Source organism: Simplicispira sp. GW247-4R2A (assembly GCF_059424465.1).
Genome location: NZ_JBWKZM010000037.1, coordinates 12799 through 26981, shown reverse-complemented (window position 1 = coordinate 26981; position 14183 = coordinate 12799). Strand labels below are relative to the sequence as shown.

The window sequence follows — 14183 nt, the reverse complement described above, 5'->3', positions numbered from 1 at the left end:
CGGGCCTGGGGCCCAGCTTTCCAGGCCTGCGGACCATGGAAACCCTATTTCGCCTCGGCAGCGGGTTCATCCACGGGATCATCCCGCAGGTAGCCTTTGACGATGTCAAAGAAACTGTCGTAGAACTTTTCCGAATTGATGGTCTGGCTCCCCACTTTCACCAGGGACTCGCTGCCCGCCATGAACGGCAGCGAGAGCGAGCCCAGCGCTGGCACGCCAAGGCTGGCAGAGTTGTTGGCCTTCTTGACGGTATAGCTGTCCTGCAGCGCCGTCACGAAGCCCAGTGAGACACTGCCCTGGCCGCCATCGGGCACGCAAACCACGCGGATGGTCATCTGCATATGCGACTCGGCGTCCGGCTGGAAGCTCTTGCTGCCTTCGACCAGATCGGGCCTGGCGACATTGACGAAATAGCCCTGGCTGAGCAAGGCACGCCGCCCAGCCTCGCAGGTGCGCGCTGGCGTGGCATCGAACAGGCGCGAATGCATGTTGCCCGAACCAAAGCGCTCCTGCGTGGCAGCGCTGTGCCCCGGAGAGCCACAGCCGGCCAGCAAGACCGCGCACAGGAGAGCCGCCAGCACGGCACGCAATTGAACAAAGAAAGCCATGTCAAACCGCAAAAAAACTCTTCAAAGAATAGCAACAAACCTAGGCCAAATAAGCGCTGATGGCACTTTTAACCAACATTCTTCGTAAGCACTTGTGCACGCAGCATCGTGCGCAGCGCATCCGCCACCAGCACACCGACAGCCGCGAACACCAGGCCATACAGCAGCCACTGCCCCGGCGCCAGGCGCTCGCCCAGCCACCATGCGACCAGCGCCAGCAGCACAGGTTCCACGTAAGTCAGCAAGCCAAACAGCCCCATGGGCAACAGACCGCTGGCAGCCATGTAGAGCGCCAGCGCCACCGCGCTGAGCACGCCGACCAGCAACACCAGCGCGGCCAGGGCGCCATCGCCCGCCACCGTGGGCACGGTGGACGGCGCACGCAACACGAACCACGCCGCCACAGGCAGGGCCAGGGCCATGTCCACCCAGTGGCCGCCGAGCTGCTCGGTGCGCAGGCGCCGGCGCAGGGCGAAGTACAGCGGGTAGCCCAGCGCCACCAGCCAGGTCTCCCAGGACACACCGCCAGCCCGCAGCAGTTCCGCCCCCACGCCAGCGCTTGCCAGCACCGTCGCCAGCTTGTGCGGGCCCGAGAGGCGCTCGCGGTACAGCACCCGGCCGACCAGCACCATCACCAGCGGCAGCAGAAAGTAGCCCAGCGACACCGGCAGCGCACGGCCGGCCATGGGCGCCCACATGAACAGCCACAGCTGCACACCGACCATGGCGGCGCTCAGCAGCAGCGCCGCGCCCAGCAGGGGCCGGGCGCGCACCCGCGCTGCAATGGCGCGCACCTGGCACCATTCGCCGCGCCAGAGCAGCAGCACGGTGGTGAACGGCAGTGTCGCGATCATGCGCCAGCCAAAAATCTGCTCGCCCGTCAGAGGTTTCAGAGACGGCGATATCCAGTAGATGACACCAAACAGCACCGACGCCAGCACCGACGCGATGACACCCTTCAGCATGGTGCGCCTCTACCGGCCAGCGCTTGCCCTGTCAGCCTGGCCATCACAGCCCGGCCGCGTCGAAGCGCCCACCCAGCAGCTCGGGCAGGCGTGCAGCGCTGGTCTTGAAACCGCAAGCCTGCGCGTGCCCGCCGCCGCCCATGCTTTGCGCCAGCGGGATGCAGTCGTAGCCCCGCTGCGAGCGCAGCCCCACCTTGACCACGCCGCCCTTGCCCGCCGTCCACATCAAGGCAAACGTACCCGAGCGGCGCGAGAGCAGCTCGCCCACCAGGCTGTGGAACACGCCGGGCGCATTCACCATCAGGCCCGCCTCACCGTTGAACACCAGCGGCTCGGCGCCTTCGGCAATGTCGGCGGCCAACTTGCTGAATTTCTCGTCCATGGCCTGGCCACGCGCCATGAACTGCGCGCTCTGCTGCGGTGTGAACGCGGCCAACTCGCTCCAGCGCGCCAGCTCCTGCGGCTCCATATCGAGGGCGGCGAGGTAGGCCGGGCTTTCGGGGAACTGCCAGTTCCACAGGTCGCGGTCTTCAACGTAGCGCACCAGGTCGGGCACGGGCGCCTCAGGCAAAAAGAACTCCCAGGCCAGGCGCGCGCCGGATTTGGCCATGTCGAAGTGCACCACGCCGCAGCGGCAGGCAAAACCGTCCAGCGCGTCGGCGGCGCTCTTGTGGTGGTCCAGCAGCACCAGCCGCACGGCGCGCTCGTCGATGGCGCGCAGAAGCTCGGCCGGGAAGGAAAAATCGAGGATGTAGACCGTGCGGCCGTCGATTGCCGGCAGGTCGGCGAGGGTTTTCACCTCGCCATGGTCCAGCCCGCGCAGTTCGACCTGGCCGCCATAGAAGCGCCAGGCGGCGAGCGCCGCGGCAAAGCCGTCGGGGCAGTTGCGGCCGTGGTAGAGCACCAGAGGCGCAGGGTCGTCGTGGCGCGGCGCCACAAGAAGTTGCAAAGGGAGTATCGTTTTCATGACCCTCCGATTGTCGCCCGCTACCTGAAATACAGGGCAGGGAACCTTGCCGCGCCAGGACGGATCAAGCCCATTTCTGCCCCTTTTCGCTACCTCGCACCCGTCCCATGTTCCAGAGCTTCAAGGATTTTCTCGCCGACATCACCGGCGCTGTCACTGAGCCCACGCCCGAGGAGCGCGCGCAGCGCCTGCAACTGGCAACGGCGGTTCTACTGGTGGAAGTGGTGCGTGCCGATGGCAGCATGGATGTCAGGGAGCGCGCGGTCGCGCTCGCCGCACTGCACCAACGCTTTGACCTCACGCCCCAGGCGCTGGACGAACTGCTGACACATGCCCAGGACAGCTCGCAAACCGCCTACGACTACCAGCAGTTCACCGGCCGCATCAACGACGCCTTCAGCCACGACGACAAGGTGCGCCTGGTCGAGGCGCTGTGGCAGGTGGCCTATGCCGACGCGCATGTCGATGCCAACGAGAACCACACCATCAGCAAGATCGCCGGGCTGCTGTACGTGACGCACGGCGAATACATCGCCGCCAAGATGCGCGCCAAGGCGGCAGCGCATATCGAGTAGCGAATATCTAAAACAATAGCTACAGACGCTTCATGCGTAGGCGCTGCCGGCCATTTTGATTGATTTTTTGCACTGGGTCAGGTATCGGCAAACGCTGGCGGCCAGCAGCACCTCAGAACGCAGCCACGGATTTGAAGCCTACCCGCGCGGGACAGGCCATACCTCGGCGCCTGCGCTACATTGCGTACACCCCAAAACGCCATCGAAGGCTCGTGCCCTGGCACTTCTGGCGCTGGCACGCACGCCCACGGTCCCATCTTCTTGATGTCTCAGCCCATCCACGGCCACGGCAACCTGCGCGGCGTGCTCGCCATGCTGGCCGCCGTCGGCTGCTTTTCGCTGATGGACGCGCTGCTGAAAACCCTGGCAGGCCATTACCCGCCCATGCAGGTAGCCGCGCTGCGCGGGCTTGCCGCCTTGCCGCTCGTGCTGGCGTACGTTCTCTGGCAGCGCCAAGCGCATACCCTGCTGCAGGCCCGTTGGCGGCTGCACCTGCTGCGCGGCATGCTGGTGGTGGTGATGCTGGCACTGTTCACATACGGGCTGCAGAGCCTGGGGTTGGCCGAGGCCTACACGCTGTTTTTCATTGCCCCGCTGCTGATCACGGCACTTTCTGCCCCGGTGCTGGGCGAGCGCGTGCGGGCCAGCCACTGGCTGGCCATTGGCCTGGGCTTGCTCGGCGTGCTGGTAGCGCTTCGGCCCGAGCAGAGCGCGATGCTGACACTGGGCGGCCTCGCGGTGCTGGCGGCAGCAGCCTGCTACGCTGTATCCGCGGTGGCCGGCCGTGTGCTGACGCGCACCGATTCCAGCGCCACCATCGTCTTCTGGACCACCACCATGCTGGCCATCGGCGCCGGCATCCTGGCGTTGCCTGGCTGGGTGGCCGTGTCAAGGGAGCACTGGCCTCTGGTCGTGGGCCTTGCCGTGACCGGTTTCCTCGGACAGACCGCCATTACCGAGGCCTTCCGCCATGGCCAGGCCGCCGTGATTGCGCCTTTTGAATACACGGCGCTCGCTTGGGGCGTGGGACTCGACTGGCTGCTGTGGCAGGCACTGCCCGACGGCGCCACGCTGCTGGGCGGCGCGATCATCATCGGCAGCGGCATCTACCTGGTACACGGCGAGCGGCGGCGCGCGCCGACATGACCGAAGGCGACAGGGTGCGCAGCCTTTTGCGCGCTCGTCCCACAAGGCCTGCGGGCCGGACGGCTTCCAATATGCTGTTACGGAGGATCTGTTCATGACCCAGCAAGCCACCATTTGCGGCGACGTCACCTACACGCCCGGCGACGGCGCGCCCATTGCCATTCCACGCGGCCCGGTAGAAATAGAGCACAGCGAAGACAGCGCCACGCTATCGTGGACGGCGGACAACAACGCGGCAGGCTCTGCCGCCATACCGCGTACCGAGTTCGAACGCTATGTGAGTGAAGGCAAAATTGCGCTTGGTGACAAACCCACCTGAATGGCTATCAGTTTTGATAGCTGCTTACGCAATCTACATAAGCGCTAGAGGCCAATTTGACTGATATTTTTCTGCCCAGCGCGCAAGACGTTCTCACCTTCTGGTTCGGCGAGCTCACGGCAGAGCAGCACTTTGCCAAAGACGCGGCACTGGACGCGCGCATCGCCGAGCGCTTTGGCACGCTGCTGCGGGCGGCCGAGCGCTGCGAACTCGCCGCCTGGCGCGCCACGGCAGGCGGGCGGCTGGCTGAAATCATCGTGCTCGACCAGTTCTCGCGCAACATCTACCGCGGCCAGGCCAGCGCCTTTGCCAACGATGCCCTGGCGCTCGCGCTGGCGCAGGAGCTGGTGGCAGGGGCGCACGACCGCCAGTTGCCCGTGGAGCAGCGCGCTTTTGCCTACCTCCCCTTCATGCACAGCGAATCGCTCGCGCTCCACGCCCAGGCGCTGGTGCTGTTCGACCAGCCCGGGCTGGAGAACAACCTGCGCTTCGAGCGGGCGCACCTGGAAATCCTGCAACGCTTTGGCCGCTACCCGCACCGCAACGCGGTGCTGGGCCGCAGGTCGACGGCGCAGGAACTGGCGTTCCTGGCGCAACCGGGGTCGTCGTTCTGACCCCGTGACGCAAGCCCTCAGGCGGCCAGCGGGCGGGTGAGGTAAACCCCCTCGCGCCCAACGACAGGCTCACGGGTCGGCATGAACACCGTGCAGTGGCCACACGGCGCACGAATCTCGCGCGCGCCATCGGTGGCGATGAGCTCGCCGCTGGCAAAGGTCTCGAACCCCACCAGCGGGCGCACGAAGGCAAAGCTGGCCGTCTTCACCAGGCAGACATCGAGCAGCTCAAAGCGCCGGGCTGGAGCCAGTGCGAGGGGCGGCTCAGGCGGTGCTACCAATCCGAAATGGGCCAGAAACCCGAGCGTGACCGCAATCGCCGTGTCCCCCGAGGCCTTGCGAAAGTGCTGGCCGCATTCCGCCACCAGGCCCACGCCCTTCCCGCCCACTTGGCCGTGGCGGCCGTGCTCGATCAGCGGCACACCAGTGCCCAGGCCCCTGGGCATCACCAGATGCACCGCCGGGATGCCAATGGCGAGCGCAGCGCGCGCGTTGCGCTCGAAAGCGGGGTAGACCCAGAAGGGCTCGACGTCCTGGCTCGTCGAATGCAGGTCAAGAATGTGGTCGGCCGCCGCCACCACCGGGCGCAATGCGCGTCCGCGCACCAGCTCCGGGCTCAGGGCGCTGCCATCCAGATCGGCCGCCGACCACACGCGGTTGAGGTTGTGCACGAGCTGGCGGCTCTCAAACGGCCGCGCCGGGTCAAAGCTTTCGTAGGCCGCCACGTTGGCAAAGCTCACCGTGAGCGCGCCAATGCGCGGGCGCACGCCCGACTCCAGCAGGTGCAGCGCGGCCACCATGCCGCAGAACTCGTTGCCGTGGGTCAACGCATTGATGAGCACCTGCGGGCCGGGCTTGCCAGAGTCAAACCGGTGCACATAGTCAACGCCGGTATTGCCGACACGCCACGCCGAGAGGTCACGCGGCAGGAGTTCAAACGGCATGGCAGCTCGCTTCATGGACCACAACCTTCATGTGTGCGATCAGCGGCGCCCGTCCGACGAACGGTTGCGCGGAAAACCGGAATTTTGCGGGATTTCATTGCGGATTTTCGCAGACACCTACGTCCCTATTCCATGTCGCGTGAACAAATGTGAATCAAATCAACTACTTGCAAATGCGGCTCTCCCTGGCACGAAGGCTGCTCTATGGAGCGGGCAACCCAACCCAAAGGAGACTACGCATGAAGCACATCACCCGCACCCATCTGATTCTCGGCTGCATGGCCCTGGCGTCCAGCCTGGCGGCGCACGCCCAGGACACCGTCCGCCTTGGCAATCTGAAGTTTGCCCATTACGGGGCCGTCTCGTACATCAAGGAGATCGCGCCAAGTTGCGGCATCAAAGTGGAGGAACACGTATTTGCCAAGGGCCCCGACATCATGCAGGCCATCATGGCAGGCGAACTCGATGTGGGTGCGGCGGCCTCTGAATCGGCGATTTCGGCGCGTGCCAACGGCGCGCCGATCTACGTGGTGGCCGGCTTTGCCAAGGGCGGCGCACGCCTCGTGGCACGGCCCGACTCGGGCATCAAATCGGTGAAGGACCTCAAGGGCAAAAAAGTCGGCGTCACCCGCGGCGGCATTCATGAAATCCTGCTCGCCGCCGAACTGGCGAAGAACGGCCTGACGATGTCGGAGCAGCCGGGCAAGGATGTGCAGATCATTTACCTGGCCTTTGCCGACCTCAACCAGGCGCTCCTGGGCAAGAACCTGGACGCCATCATGCAAAGCGAGCCGCAATCGTCGCAGGCGATCAACAAGGGCTACGGCGTGGAAGTGATCAAGCCTTACGACACGCCCATCGGCGAGCCGGTGCGCACGCTCGTGATGACCGAAAAGTTCTATAAAGAGCAGCGCCCGCTTGCGGAGAAATTCATGCAGTGCTTCGTCAAGGCGACCGCGACCTTCATCCGCGAACCCGCTACGGCAGGAAAGTACGTGCGCGAGACCATCTTCAAGAACCAGATCACGCCGGAAGATTTCGTCAATGCCATCGCCAACTCGCCCTATTCCTACGACGTTGGCCCGGCGCATATCCAGACCACCACGGACCTGATGCAGAAATACGGTGTCGGCAAAATGGCCAAGCCGCCGCGCGCCATGGACTGGGTCAAAACGGATTTGCTGGAACAGGCCAAAGCGAGCCTGAACATCCAGTAAAGGGCGCGCCATGTTGCAAATCAAATGGCGCGAGGTGGGCACCGGCCTCGTGGTGCCGGTGGTCATTGTGGCGCTCTGGCAGGCGGTGGCCGCGATGGGCTGGGTGAACCCGCAAATCCTGCCGTCCCCTCTGGCCGTGGTACGCAAATGGGTCGAATACCTGCTGCCCCTGGAGCCCTACAAGGGCAGCGGCAACTGGCTGGCCTGGGCCGTGTCGGGCGAACTGCCGTACGACGCCGTGTGCAGCATGTACCGCGTCGTCATGGGTTTCCTGGCCGGTGCCGTTCTGGCGCTGCCCATAGGCCTGGCCATGGGTGCCAGCGAGCGCGTGTACCGGTGGCTGAACCCGCTGGTGCAGGTGGTGCGGCCCATCCCACCGATTGCCTACATCCCGCTGTCGATTCTGTGGTTCGGCCTGGGCAACCCGCCCGCCGTGTTCCTGATTGCGCTGGGTGCCTTCTTCCCGGTGCTGATGAACACGGTCGCAGGCGTGCGCCATGTCGATGGCATCTACCTGCGCGCCGCGAGAAACCTGGGGGCCAGCCAGCGCACCATTTTTCTGCGCGTGATGCTGCCGGCGGCAGTTCCCTACGTGCTGACGGGCGTGCGCATCGGCATCGGCACCGCCTTCATCGTGGTGATCGTGTCGGAAATGATTGCCGTCAACAACGGACTGGGGTTTCGCATTCTCGAAGCACGCGAATATTTCTGGTCCGACAAGATCATCGCCGGAATGATCAGCATTGGCCTGCTCGGGCTGGCCATCGACATCGGCATGAACCGGTTGAACAACCATTTGCTGCGGTGGCACCGCGGCCTGGAGAACTGACATGGGTACTGCGCAAATCAAGGTCTGCGGTGTCAACAAATCCTTCAAGGCCGACCAGAAGGAAGTGGTGGCGCTGAAGGACATCAACCTCGATATTTCGGCCGGCGAATTTGTCTGCCTGCTGGGGCCGTCGGGCTGCGGCAAATCGACGCTGCTCAACGCCGTCGCCGGTTTTTCTCCCCCCACCAGCGGCACCATCACCACAGACGGCAAGCGCGTGACGGGCCCCGGGCCAGACCGCGGCATGGTGTTCCAGGAATACGCGCTGTTTCCCTGGATGACGGTCGAGCAGAACATTGCGTTCGGCCTGGAAATCGGTGGCATGGAGCCCGCGCAGCGGCGCCAGCGTGTCAGCGCCCTGCTGGAAAAACTCGGCCTGAGCGATTTTCGCAACCGCTTTCCGAAGGATCTGTCCGGCGGCATGCGCCAGCGGGTGGCGATTGCGCGGGTGCTCGCGCTCGACTCGCCCATCATGCTGATGGATGAGCCGTTCGGTGCGCTGGACGCGCTGACGCGCCGTAACCTGCAAGACGAACTGCTGCGCATCTGGGCAGAGCTGAAGAAGACCATCCTCTTCGTCACCCACAGCATCGAGGAAGCCATCTACCTGGCCGACCGCATCGTCGTCATGACGTACCGACCCGGCACCGTCAAGCGCGACATGCGCATCGAACTGACCAGACCGCGCGATCCGGCATCGCCGGAATTCAACCAGTTGAAGCGCGAGCTGGGCCAGTTGGTGATGGAAGAGCAGCAGCGCCATCACAATGACGAATTGCGGCTGGCGGCGATCGATTGAGGCTCTTTCCCTGAACCTTGTCGTCGCTGGAGCGCGCGCACCCAAGCCAAAACCACTGCCATGCAGCACAACCCCGCCGCGCAGGAACACACGCCCGCTGTGGCGGGGCATCGCCCGCGCCTGCGGCGGCGCATCGGGTGGGCGCTGCTGGCGGTGGCCTTGGCCGTGGCCCTGATCTCTCTGGTCTACCGCGTCGCTGCCCACAAGGCGGCGAACGATATCCATGCCGCTGCCGACCGGCAGTTGCAGATCATTGCCCTCGACCTCGAGTCGATGCTGGAGAAGTTCGAAACCCTGCCCTTTGCCATTGCCTTCCACCCGGATGTCGTACAAGCACTGGCGCAACCCGATGACGCGGCCCTGATCCACCGCCTCAACCTGACGCTGCAAGCGATTCAGGAGCATGCCAAAGCCAGCGCGATCTACCTGATGGACCGGGATGGCAACACCCTGGCGTCGAGCAACTGGAACGAAGCCCTGAGTTTCGTCGGCAGAAACTTCGGCTTTCGCCCCTATTTCCGTGACGCCCTGGCAGGCGGCGCCGGGCGCTTTTATGGCATTGGCAACGCTACCAGCGAACCCGGCTATTTCATAGCCCAGCCGGTGTACCCGCTGGGCGCACCGGCCGGCGCGGCGCCGGTAGGCGTCATCGCGGTCAAGATCAGTCTGGCGGAGTTCGAGCTCGCCTGGGCCAGCAGCGAAGAGCCGCTGGCACTGGCGGACCGCAACGGCGTCGTCTTTCTCAGCAATCGCAGCCCGTGGAAGTACCACAGCATGCAGGTGCTGGGCGGCGAAGCCCAGGTCCACCTGGCCCATACGCAGCAATACGCCCGCCAGGTGATTGGCGCCATCTCGGCCCTGCCGCAAGACGAGAAAACCGGCTTTGGCGGGTACGTCAGCAAGCCGGTGGGCCGCCTGGGCTGGTCCTTGATGCTGTTCCCCTCCCCCGCAAGGGTTGCGCGCTCGGCACTGCTTTCGGCACTGGCGGCGGCCTTGGTGCTGGCGGTGGCGATCGTCTCGCTCTGGGCCATGCACCAGCGGCGCCGGCGGCTGGAAGAGCGGCATGAGTCGCGCAAGGCCTTGCAGCACGCGGCGCAAGAGCTGGAGCGCCAGATCACCCTGCGCACCGGGGAGCTTTTGCAAACCAACCACAACCTCGAAGCCCGCTACGCCAAGCTTCAGGAGACCGAACGTCTGCTGCGCAGCACGCAAACCGAGCTGGTGCAGGCTGGCAAGCTGGCCACGCTGGGCCAGATGGCGGCCGGCGTCACGCACGAGCTGAACCAGCCCCTGACAGCGATCCGCGCCTTTGCCGACAACGCCGTGGTGTTCCTGCAGCGCAACCAGGCGGAACAGGCCGGTGCGAACCTGGCGCACATCAGTGCTGCGGCTGCGCGCATGGGCGCCATCATTGGCCAGCTCAAGGGCTTCGCGCGCAAGAGCCACGGCAGCGTTGCCAGCGTGGACCTGGCGCAAGCGATTGAAGCGTCCGCCATGCTGCTTCAGGGTGATTTCCGGCGCCAGCAGACCCAGCTTGCGATCGACGCACGCGAGCAGGTGCAGGTGACAGGCGACGCACTGCGCATCGAGCAAGTCCTGATCAACCTGCTGAGAAACGCGCTGGATGCCGTGGAAGACGCGCCGCTGCGGCGCGTGGACGTGGTGCTGCGCCGTGAAGCGCAGGAAGCCGTGGTGAACGTGCGCGACTCCGGCCCTGGTATTGCCATAGATGCGGCGCAGCACCTGTTCGAGCCCTTCTTCACCACCAAGGCCTCCGGCAAGGGGCTGGGGCTGGGGCTGGCCATTTCCTCGTCCATCGTTCAGGCGATGGGCGGGCAACTGCATGCGCAGAACCTGGAGGGCGGCGGCGCGGAGTTCACGCTGCGACTTCCGCTGCGTGACAATGACAACCCCCCCAGCCCAGGAGCGACCGTTGACAGTCCCTAACGACCACGCTCCGGTAAGCGCATGCCAGGCCGTGCTGGTGGAAGACGAGCAGGCAGTGCGCCTGGCGATTGCCCAGACGCTCGAACTGGGAGGCTTCACCGTGCACCCCTGTGCCACGGCCAGGCAGGCTCAGCCCTGGCTGCATGCCGGATTCGCCGGCGTAGTCGTCACCGACGTCCGGCTGCCAGAGCAATCCGGCCTCGAACTGCTGGACCAGATCGTCGCCATCGATCCAGATTTGCCGGTCATTGCCATCACCGGCCATGGCGACGTCAGCATGGCGGTGGACGCGATGCGGCGCGGCGCCTACGACTTCATTGAAAAGCCTTTCGCTGCCGAGCGCCTGGTGGAGGCCGTCAGCCGGGCGCAGGAAAAGCGCCGCCTCATCATGGAAAACCGCCTGTTAAAGGCGGTGTGGCTGAAACAGCCGGATCTTCCCCCGCTGCTCGGCCAGTCTGCCGCCATACAGCGGGTGCGCACCCTGATCGGGTCGGTTGGTCCGAGTCCGGCCGATGTGCTGATCAATGGCCAGACCGGAACCGGCAAGGAAGTGGTCGCACGCCAGTTGCACGCCGCCAGCGGCCGCAAGGGCCCGTTTGTCGCCATCAACTGCGGGGCGTTGCCGGAATCGGTTTTTGAGAGCGAGATCTTCGGCCACGAAGCCGGCGCCTTCACCAGCGCGCAGAAACGCCGCATTGGCAAACTCGAATACGCCAACGGCGGCACGGTGTTTCTGGACGAGATCGAAAGCATGCCGATGGCCCTGCAGGTCAAGCTGCTGCGCGTGCTGCAGGAGCGGCGGCTGGAGCGGCTGGGCGGCAACGACCCGGTCAGCATCGATTGCCGCATCGTCGCCGCGAGCAAGGCCGATCTGCTGCAGATGAGTGCGCAAGGCGCTTTTCGCGAAGACCTGTACTACCGCATCGGTGTGGTCAGCCTGCATTTGCCCAGTCTGGCCGAGCGCCGTGAGGACATCCCCCTGCTGCTGGCACATTTTGTCCAGGGCGCTGCCGTGCGCTACCAGATGCCGGCGCCCCAGTGGAGCGCGCAGCAAATGGCCACCTGGCAAGCGCGCGACTGGCCCGGCAACGTTCGCGAGCTGCGCAATTTCGCCGACCGTCTGGTGCTCAAAGTGGTGGAAGGCGATACCAGCGCCCGGCCTTCAGACGCATGGGGCGCGGGTGGCCCACACACGCTCTCCGAGCAAGTGGACGCCTACGAGCGCTCGCTGATCGCGCAAGCGCTGGCAGCACACGACAGCAACGTGGCGGCAGTGGCAGAGCACCTTGGCCTGCCCAAAAAAACGCTGTACGACAAGCTCAAGAAGCACGCGTTGAACACGGGCCGAATGCGGCTCTGAGCCGAGGCCCTGCCAACGCCAAGGTTGGCCTACAGTTAGGCTGGTGACAGATGCGAAGGCTGTTGTGGTGCACTTGCAAGTTGAAGCTATGCTGCCGCTTCGGATGACTAGGCATAAAACCTACTCAACCTGCCGTTCAATGCGAAGGCGATCATGAATTTCGCTATGACAGTTCGGGCAAAGCGCCTGAGTGTTAACGACGATGTCAAAGCCGCCATTGGATAAGGGCTCGACGTGATGCACCTCGAGGTATGGCGAGTTATCAACCAAGCGGCGAAAAGGAGCTGGCTTTTTGCATTGCTCACAGTGCCCTTGAGCAAGAAATAGCCGCTCAGCGACAACATGAGGGCTACGCACGAAGCGAGTAACCTCAACCTTTAACTGAGTGGGCGGTTTTTTTGCTTCTTCTGCAATCTTTGCGAGGCGAGTCTTTCGTGACAGTTTGAGGCTCTTTGCTACGTCGTATGAAAGCGATGCGTCGCTCCCTTTCTCGACGATGTCAAACCCAAGCTCCTTCAGGCGACGATGCCATAAGCCATCACGGGCTCCCCCAAACTCGCTAGGGAGTAGCGCAGTTCCTGTGGCTAGCTCGTGTGCCCTGCTAGATATGGCCTTGGGTGGGTACGGCTTGCCATCAATGAGGACATCGTATGAGGTCGAGTCGCGAAAGTTCAAATAGCGGCCATCTTCGCGCCAAGTGCGGGCTGCTTGGCGTACGTGTGACTTGCGAATTTTTTCTGGATTCCAATCACGGACGGGCATTTTTTCTCCGAGTTTGATTGCAACTGGTTAAATGAAGAGGCCTAACTTGCGCTGCACGGACAAGCCCCCAAGCCTCAGTGCCGCACCAGCTCCACCCGCCGGTTCTTCGCCCGGCCGGCGGCTGTGTTGTTGTCGGCAACAGGTGCCAGCGGGCCTACGCCATGCGCAGTCAAGCGGCTGTGGTCGATCTCGAAGTCGTGTTCCAGCGTATCGACCACCACTTGCGCGCGCTGGCGCGAGAGTTCGAGATTGTCTTCCAGGTCGCCCGTGCCATCGGTATGCCCCACCACATAGAGACGCACAGCCGGGTTGGCCTTGAGGTAGGTGGCCACACGGGCCAGCACAGCGTGCGTCGTCTCGTCCATCACCGCACTGCCCGAGCCAAAACCTGCACCTGCAAGCAGCACACGCCCACTACTGGCCAGGGTGCGGATCAGGGCATCGTCTGCCGGCGCCGCCAGGGTGCGCACCGCAGGTTCCTGCAACACGCGCGCCTCCACGATGTCGATGGCGATATAAGCCCCTTTGCGGGCCTTGGACGCCGCATCCCCTTGTAGCCAGTCGATCGCCACCAGGCGGACCGTCGTGTTGTCCTTCTGGAACGTGCCGGTGCGCAGGCTGGCCGTGCGCGCCGACGAGAACACCTGGCACGAACGGTTGTTCACCAACGCGTCGCGCTTGCCATTGGCAAAGCTGGCCAGAAAATTGACCCACTTGCCGGCGCCCGCGCCGCTGTCCTTGGTGGAATCGTAGAGCGCCTTGAACCCTTGGGCCGTAAGCGCCCGTGCCTGGTAGTCGTAGATCTGCGCAGAAGTGGTCTTGCCTGCCGCCTCGTACCACAGGCGCGTGACGCGGCCATCGAGGGTGAGCGGCGCTTCGGCGTAGCGGCGCCGGCCTGTGTCCAGGTCAAAGCCGGTGTAACTGGTGCTCTGAAAATCGATGCTGCCATGGTGCAGTTGCGCATACCCCACCAGCGTGGCACCGGGATACCGCTGAATCAGCGGGTGGTCTTGCCCCCCCGCCACATCCTGCGCCACGGCGCTGGCGACCCCACCCAGCGCGAGTGCCAGCCACAGCACCCAGCGCACCCAAAAACCTGCTCGCATGCACCAGTCCTCTCAAAACACCAGA

15 protein-coding genes are annotated in these 14183 nt (G+C 64.4%); 9 read left to right on the top strand and 6 right to left on the bottom strand.

Features of this window, described 5'->3' with window-relative positions:
• Positions 1-44: 44 nt before the first annotated feature.
• The 3 genes from AC07ZH_RS19030 to AC07ZH_RS19020 form a co-directional block, all read right to left on the bottom strand.
• Positions 45-608, bottom strand: coding sequence for a DUF2242 domain-containing protein (locus AC07ZH_RS19030; protein ID WP_495200901.1), 564 nt, complete (start codon positions 606-608; stop codon positions 45-47).
• A 68-nt stretch (positions 609-676) separates the two neighbouring features.
• Positions 677-1573: an EamA family transporter RarD gene (gene rarD / locus AC07ZH_RS19025; RefSeq protein ID WP_495200900.1), complete on the bottom strand. Its 897-nt coding sequence runs from the start codon at positions 1571-1573 to the stop codon at positions 677-679.
• 43 nt (positions 1574-1616) lie between these two features.
• A complete protein-coding gene (locus AC07ZH_RS19020; protein WP_495200899.1) occupies positions 1617-2540 on the bottom strand; it encodes a DHH family phosphoesterase in 924 nt (307 codons plus the stop codon).
• 107 nt (positions 2541-2647) lie between these two features.
• Here AC07ZH_RS19020 and AC07ZH_RS19015 point away from each other — a divergent pair, with 107 nt between their 5' ends.
• From AC07ZH_RS19015 to AC07ZH_RS19000, 4 genes are all read left to right on the top strand, one after another.
• Positions 2648-3115 carry a tellurite resistance TerB family protein gene (locus tag AC07ZH_RS19015; protein ID WP_495200898.1) on the top strand — a complete coding sequence of 156 codons (468 nt, stop codon included), beginning with the start codon at positions 2648-2650 and terminating at the stop codon, positions 3113-3115.
• A gap of 264 nt (positions 3116-3379) precedes the next feature.
• Positions 3380-4261 carry a DMT family transporter gene (locus AC07ZH_RS19010; RefSeq protein ID WP_495200897.1) on the top strand — a complete coding sequence of 294 codons (882 nt, stop codon included), beginning with the start codon at positions 3380-3382 and terminating at the stop codon, positions 4259-4261.
• 94 nt (positions 4262-4355) lie between these two features.
• Complete coding sequence (locus AC07ZH_RS19005) at positions 4356-4580, top strand: hypothetical protein (protein ID WP_495200896.1); 225 nt, start codon at positions 4356-4358, stop codon at positions 4578-4580.
• A gap of 56 nt (positions 4581-4636) precedes the next feature.
• Positions 4637-5194 (top strand): DUF924 family protein, encoded by a 558-nt coding sequence (locus AC07ZH_RS19000; RefSeq protein ID WP_495200895.1) that lies wholly within the window; start codon positions 4637-4639, stop codon positions 5192-5194.
• A gap of 17 nt (positions 5195-5211) precedes the next feature.
• Here AC07ZH_RS19000 and AC07ZH_RS18995 read toward each other — a convergent pair whose 3' ends face one another.
• Positions 5212-6153 carry a M14 family metallopeptidase gene (locus AC07ZH_RS18995; protein WP_495200894.1) on the bottom strand — a complete coding sequence of 314 codons (942 nt, stop codon included), beginning with the start codon at positions 6151-6153 and terminating at the stop codon, positions 5212-5214.
• Between the two features lie 224 nt (positions 6154-6377).
• Here AC07ZH_RS18995 and AC07ZH_RS18990 point away from each other — a divergent pair, with 224 nt between their 5' ends.
• From AC07ZH_RS18990 to AC07ZH_RS18970, 5 genes are read left to right on the top strand one after another with little or no spacing between them, the layout of a single operon-like run.
• A complete protein-coding gene (locus AC07ZH_RS18990) occupies positions 6378-7355 on the top strand; it encodes an ABC transporter substrate-binding protein (protein ID WP_495200893.1) in 978 nt (325 codons plus the stop codon).
• 10 nt (positions 7356-7365) lie between these two features.
• A complete protein-coding gene (locus AC07ZH_RS18985) occupies positions 7366-8184 on the top strand; it encodes an ABC transporter permease (RefSeq protein ID WP_495200892.1) in 819 nt (272 codons plus the stop codon).
• A 1-nt stretch (position 8185) separates the two neighbouring features.
• Positions 8186-8983 carry an ABC transporter ATP-binding protein gene (locus AC07ZH_RS18980; protein WP_495200891.1) on the top strand — a complete coding sequence of 266 codons (798 nt, stop codon included), beginning with the start codon at positions 8186-8188 and terminating at the stop codon, positions 8981-8983.
• Between the two features lie 60 nt (positions 8984-9043).
• Positions 9044-10930, top strand: coding sequence for a sensor histidine kinase (locus AC07ZH_RS18975; protein WP_495200890.1), 1887 nt, complete (start codon positions 9044-9046; stop codon positions 10928-10930).
• Positions 10917-12290: a sigma-54-dependent transcriptional regulator gene (locus AC07ZH_RS18970; protein ID WP_495200889.1), complete on the top strand. Its 1374-nt coding sequence runs from the start codon at positions 10917-10919 to the stop codon at positions 12288-12290. Before AC07ZH_RS18975 ends, AC07ZH_RS18970 begins: the two co-directional genes overlap by 14 nt.
• A gap of 120 nt (positions 12291-12410) precedes the next feature.
• Here AC07ZH_RS18970 and AC07ZH_RS18965 read toward each other — a convergent pair whose 3' ends face one another.
• Positions 12411-13052, bottom strand: coding sequence for an HNH endonuclease (locus tag AC07ZH_RS18965; protein WP_495200888.1), 642 nt, complete (start codon positions 13050-13052; stop codon positions 12411-12413).
• Between the two features lie 74 nt (positions 13053-13126).
• Entirely contained in the window at positions 13127-14158 is a 1032-nt protein-coding gene (locus AC07ZH_RS18960) for an OmpA family protein (protein ID WP_495200887.1), read from the bottom strand.
• Positions 14159-14183 lie beyond the last annotated feature (25 nt).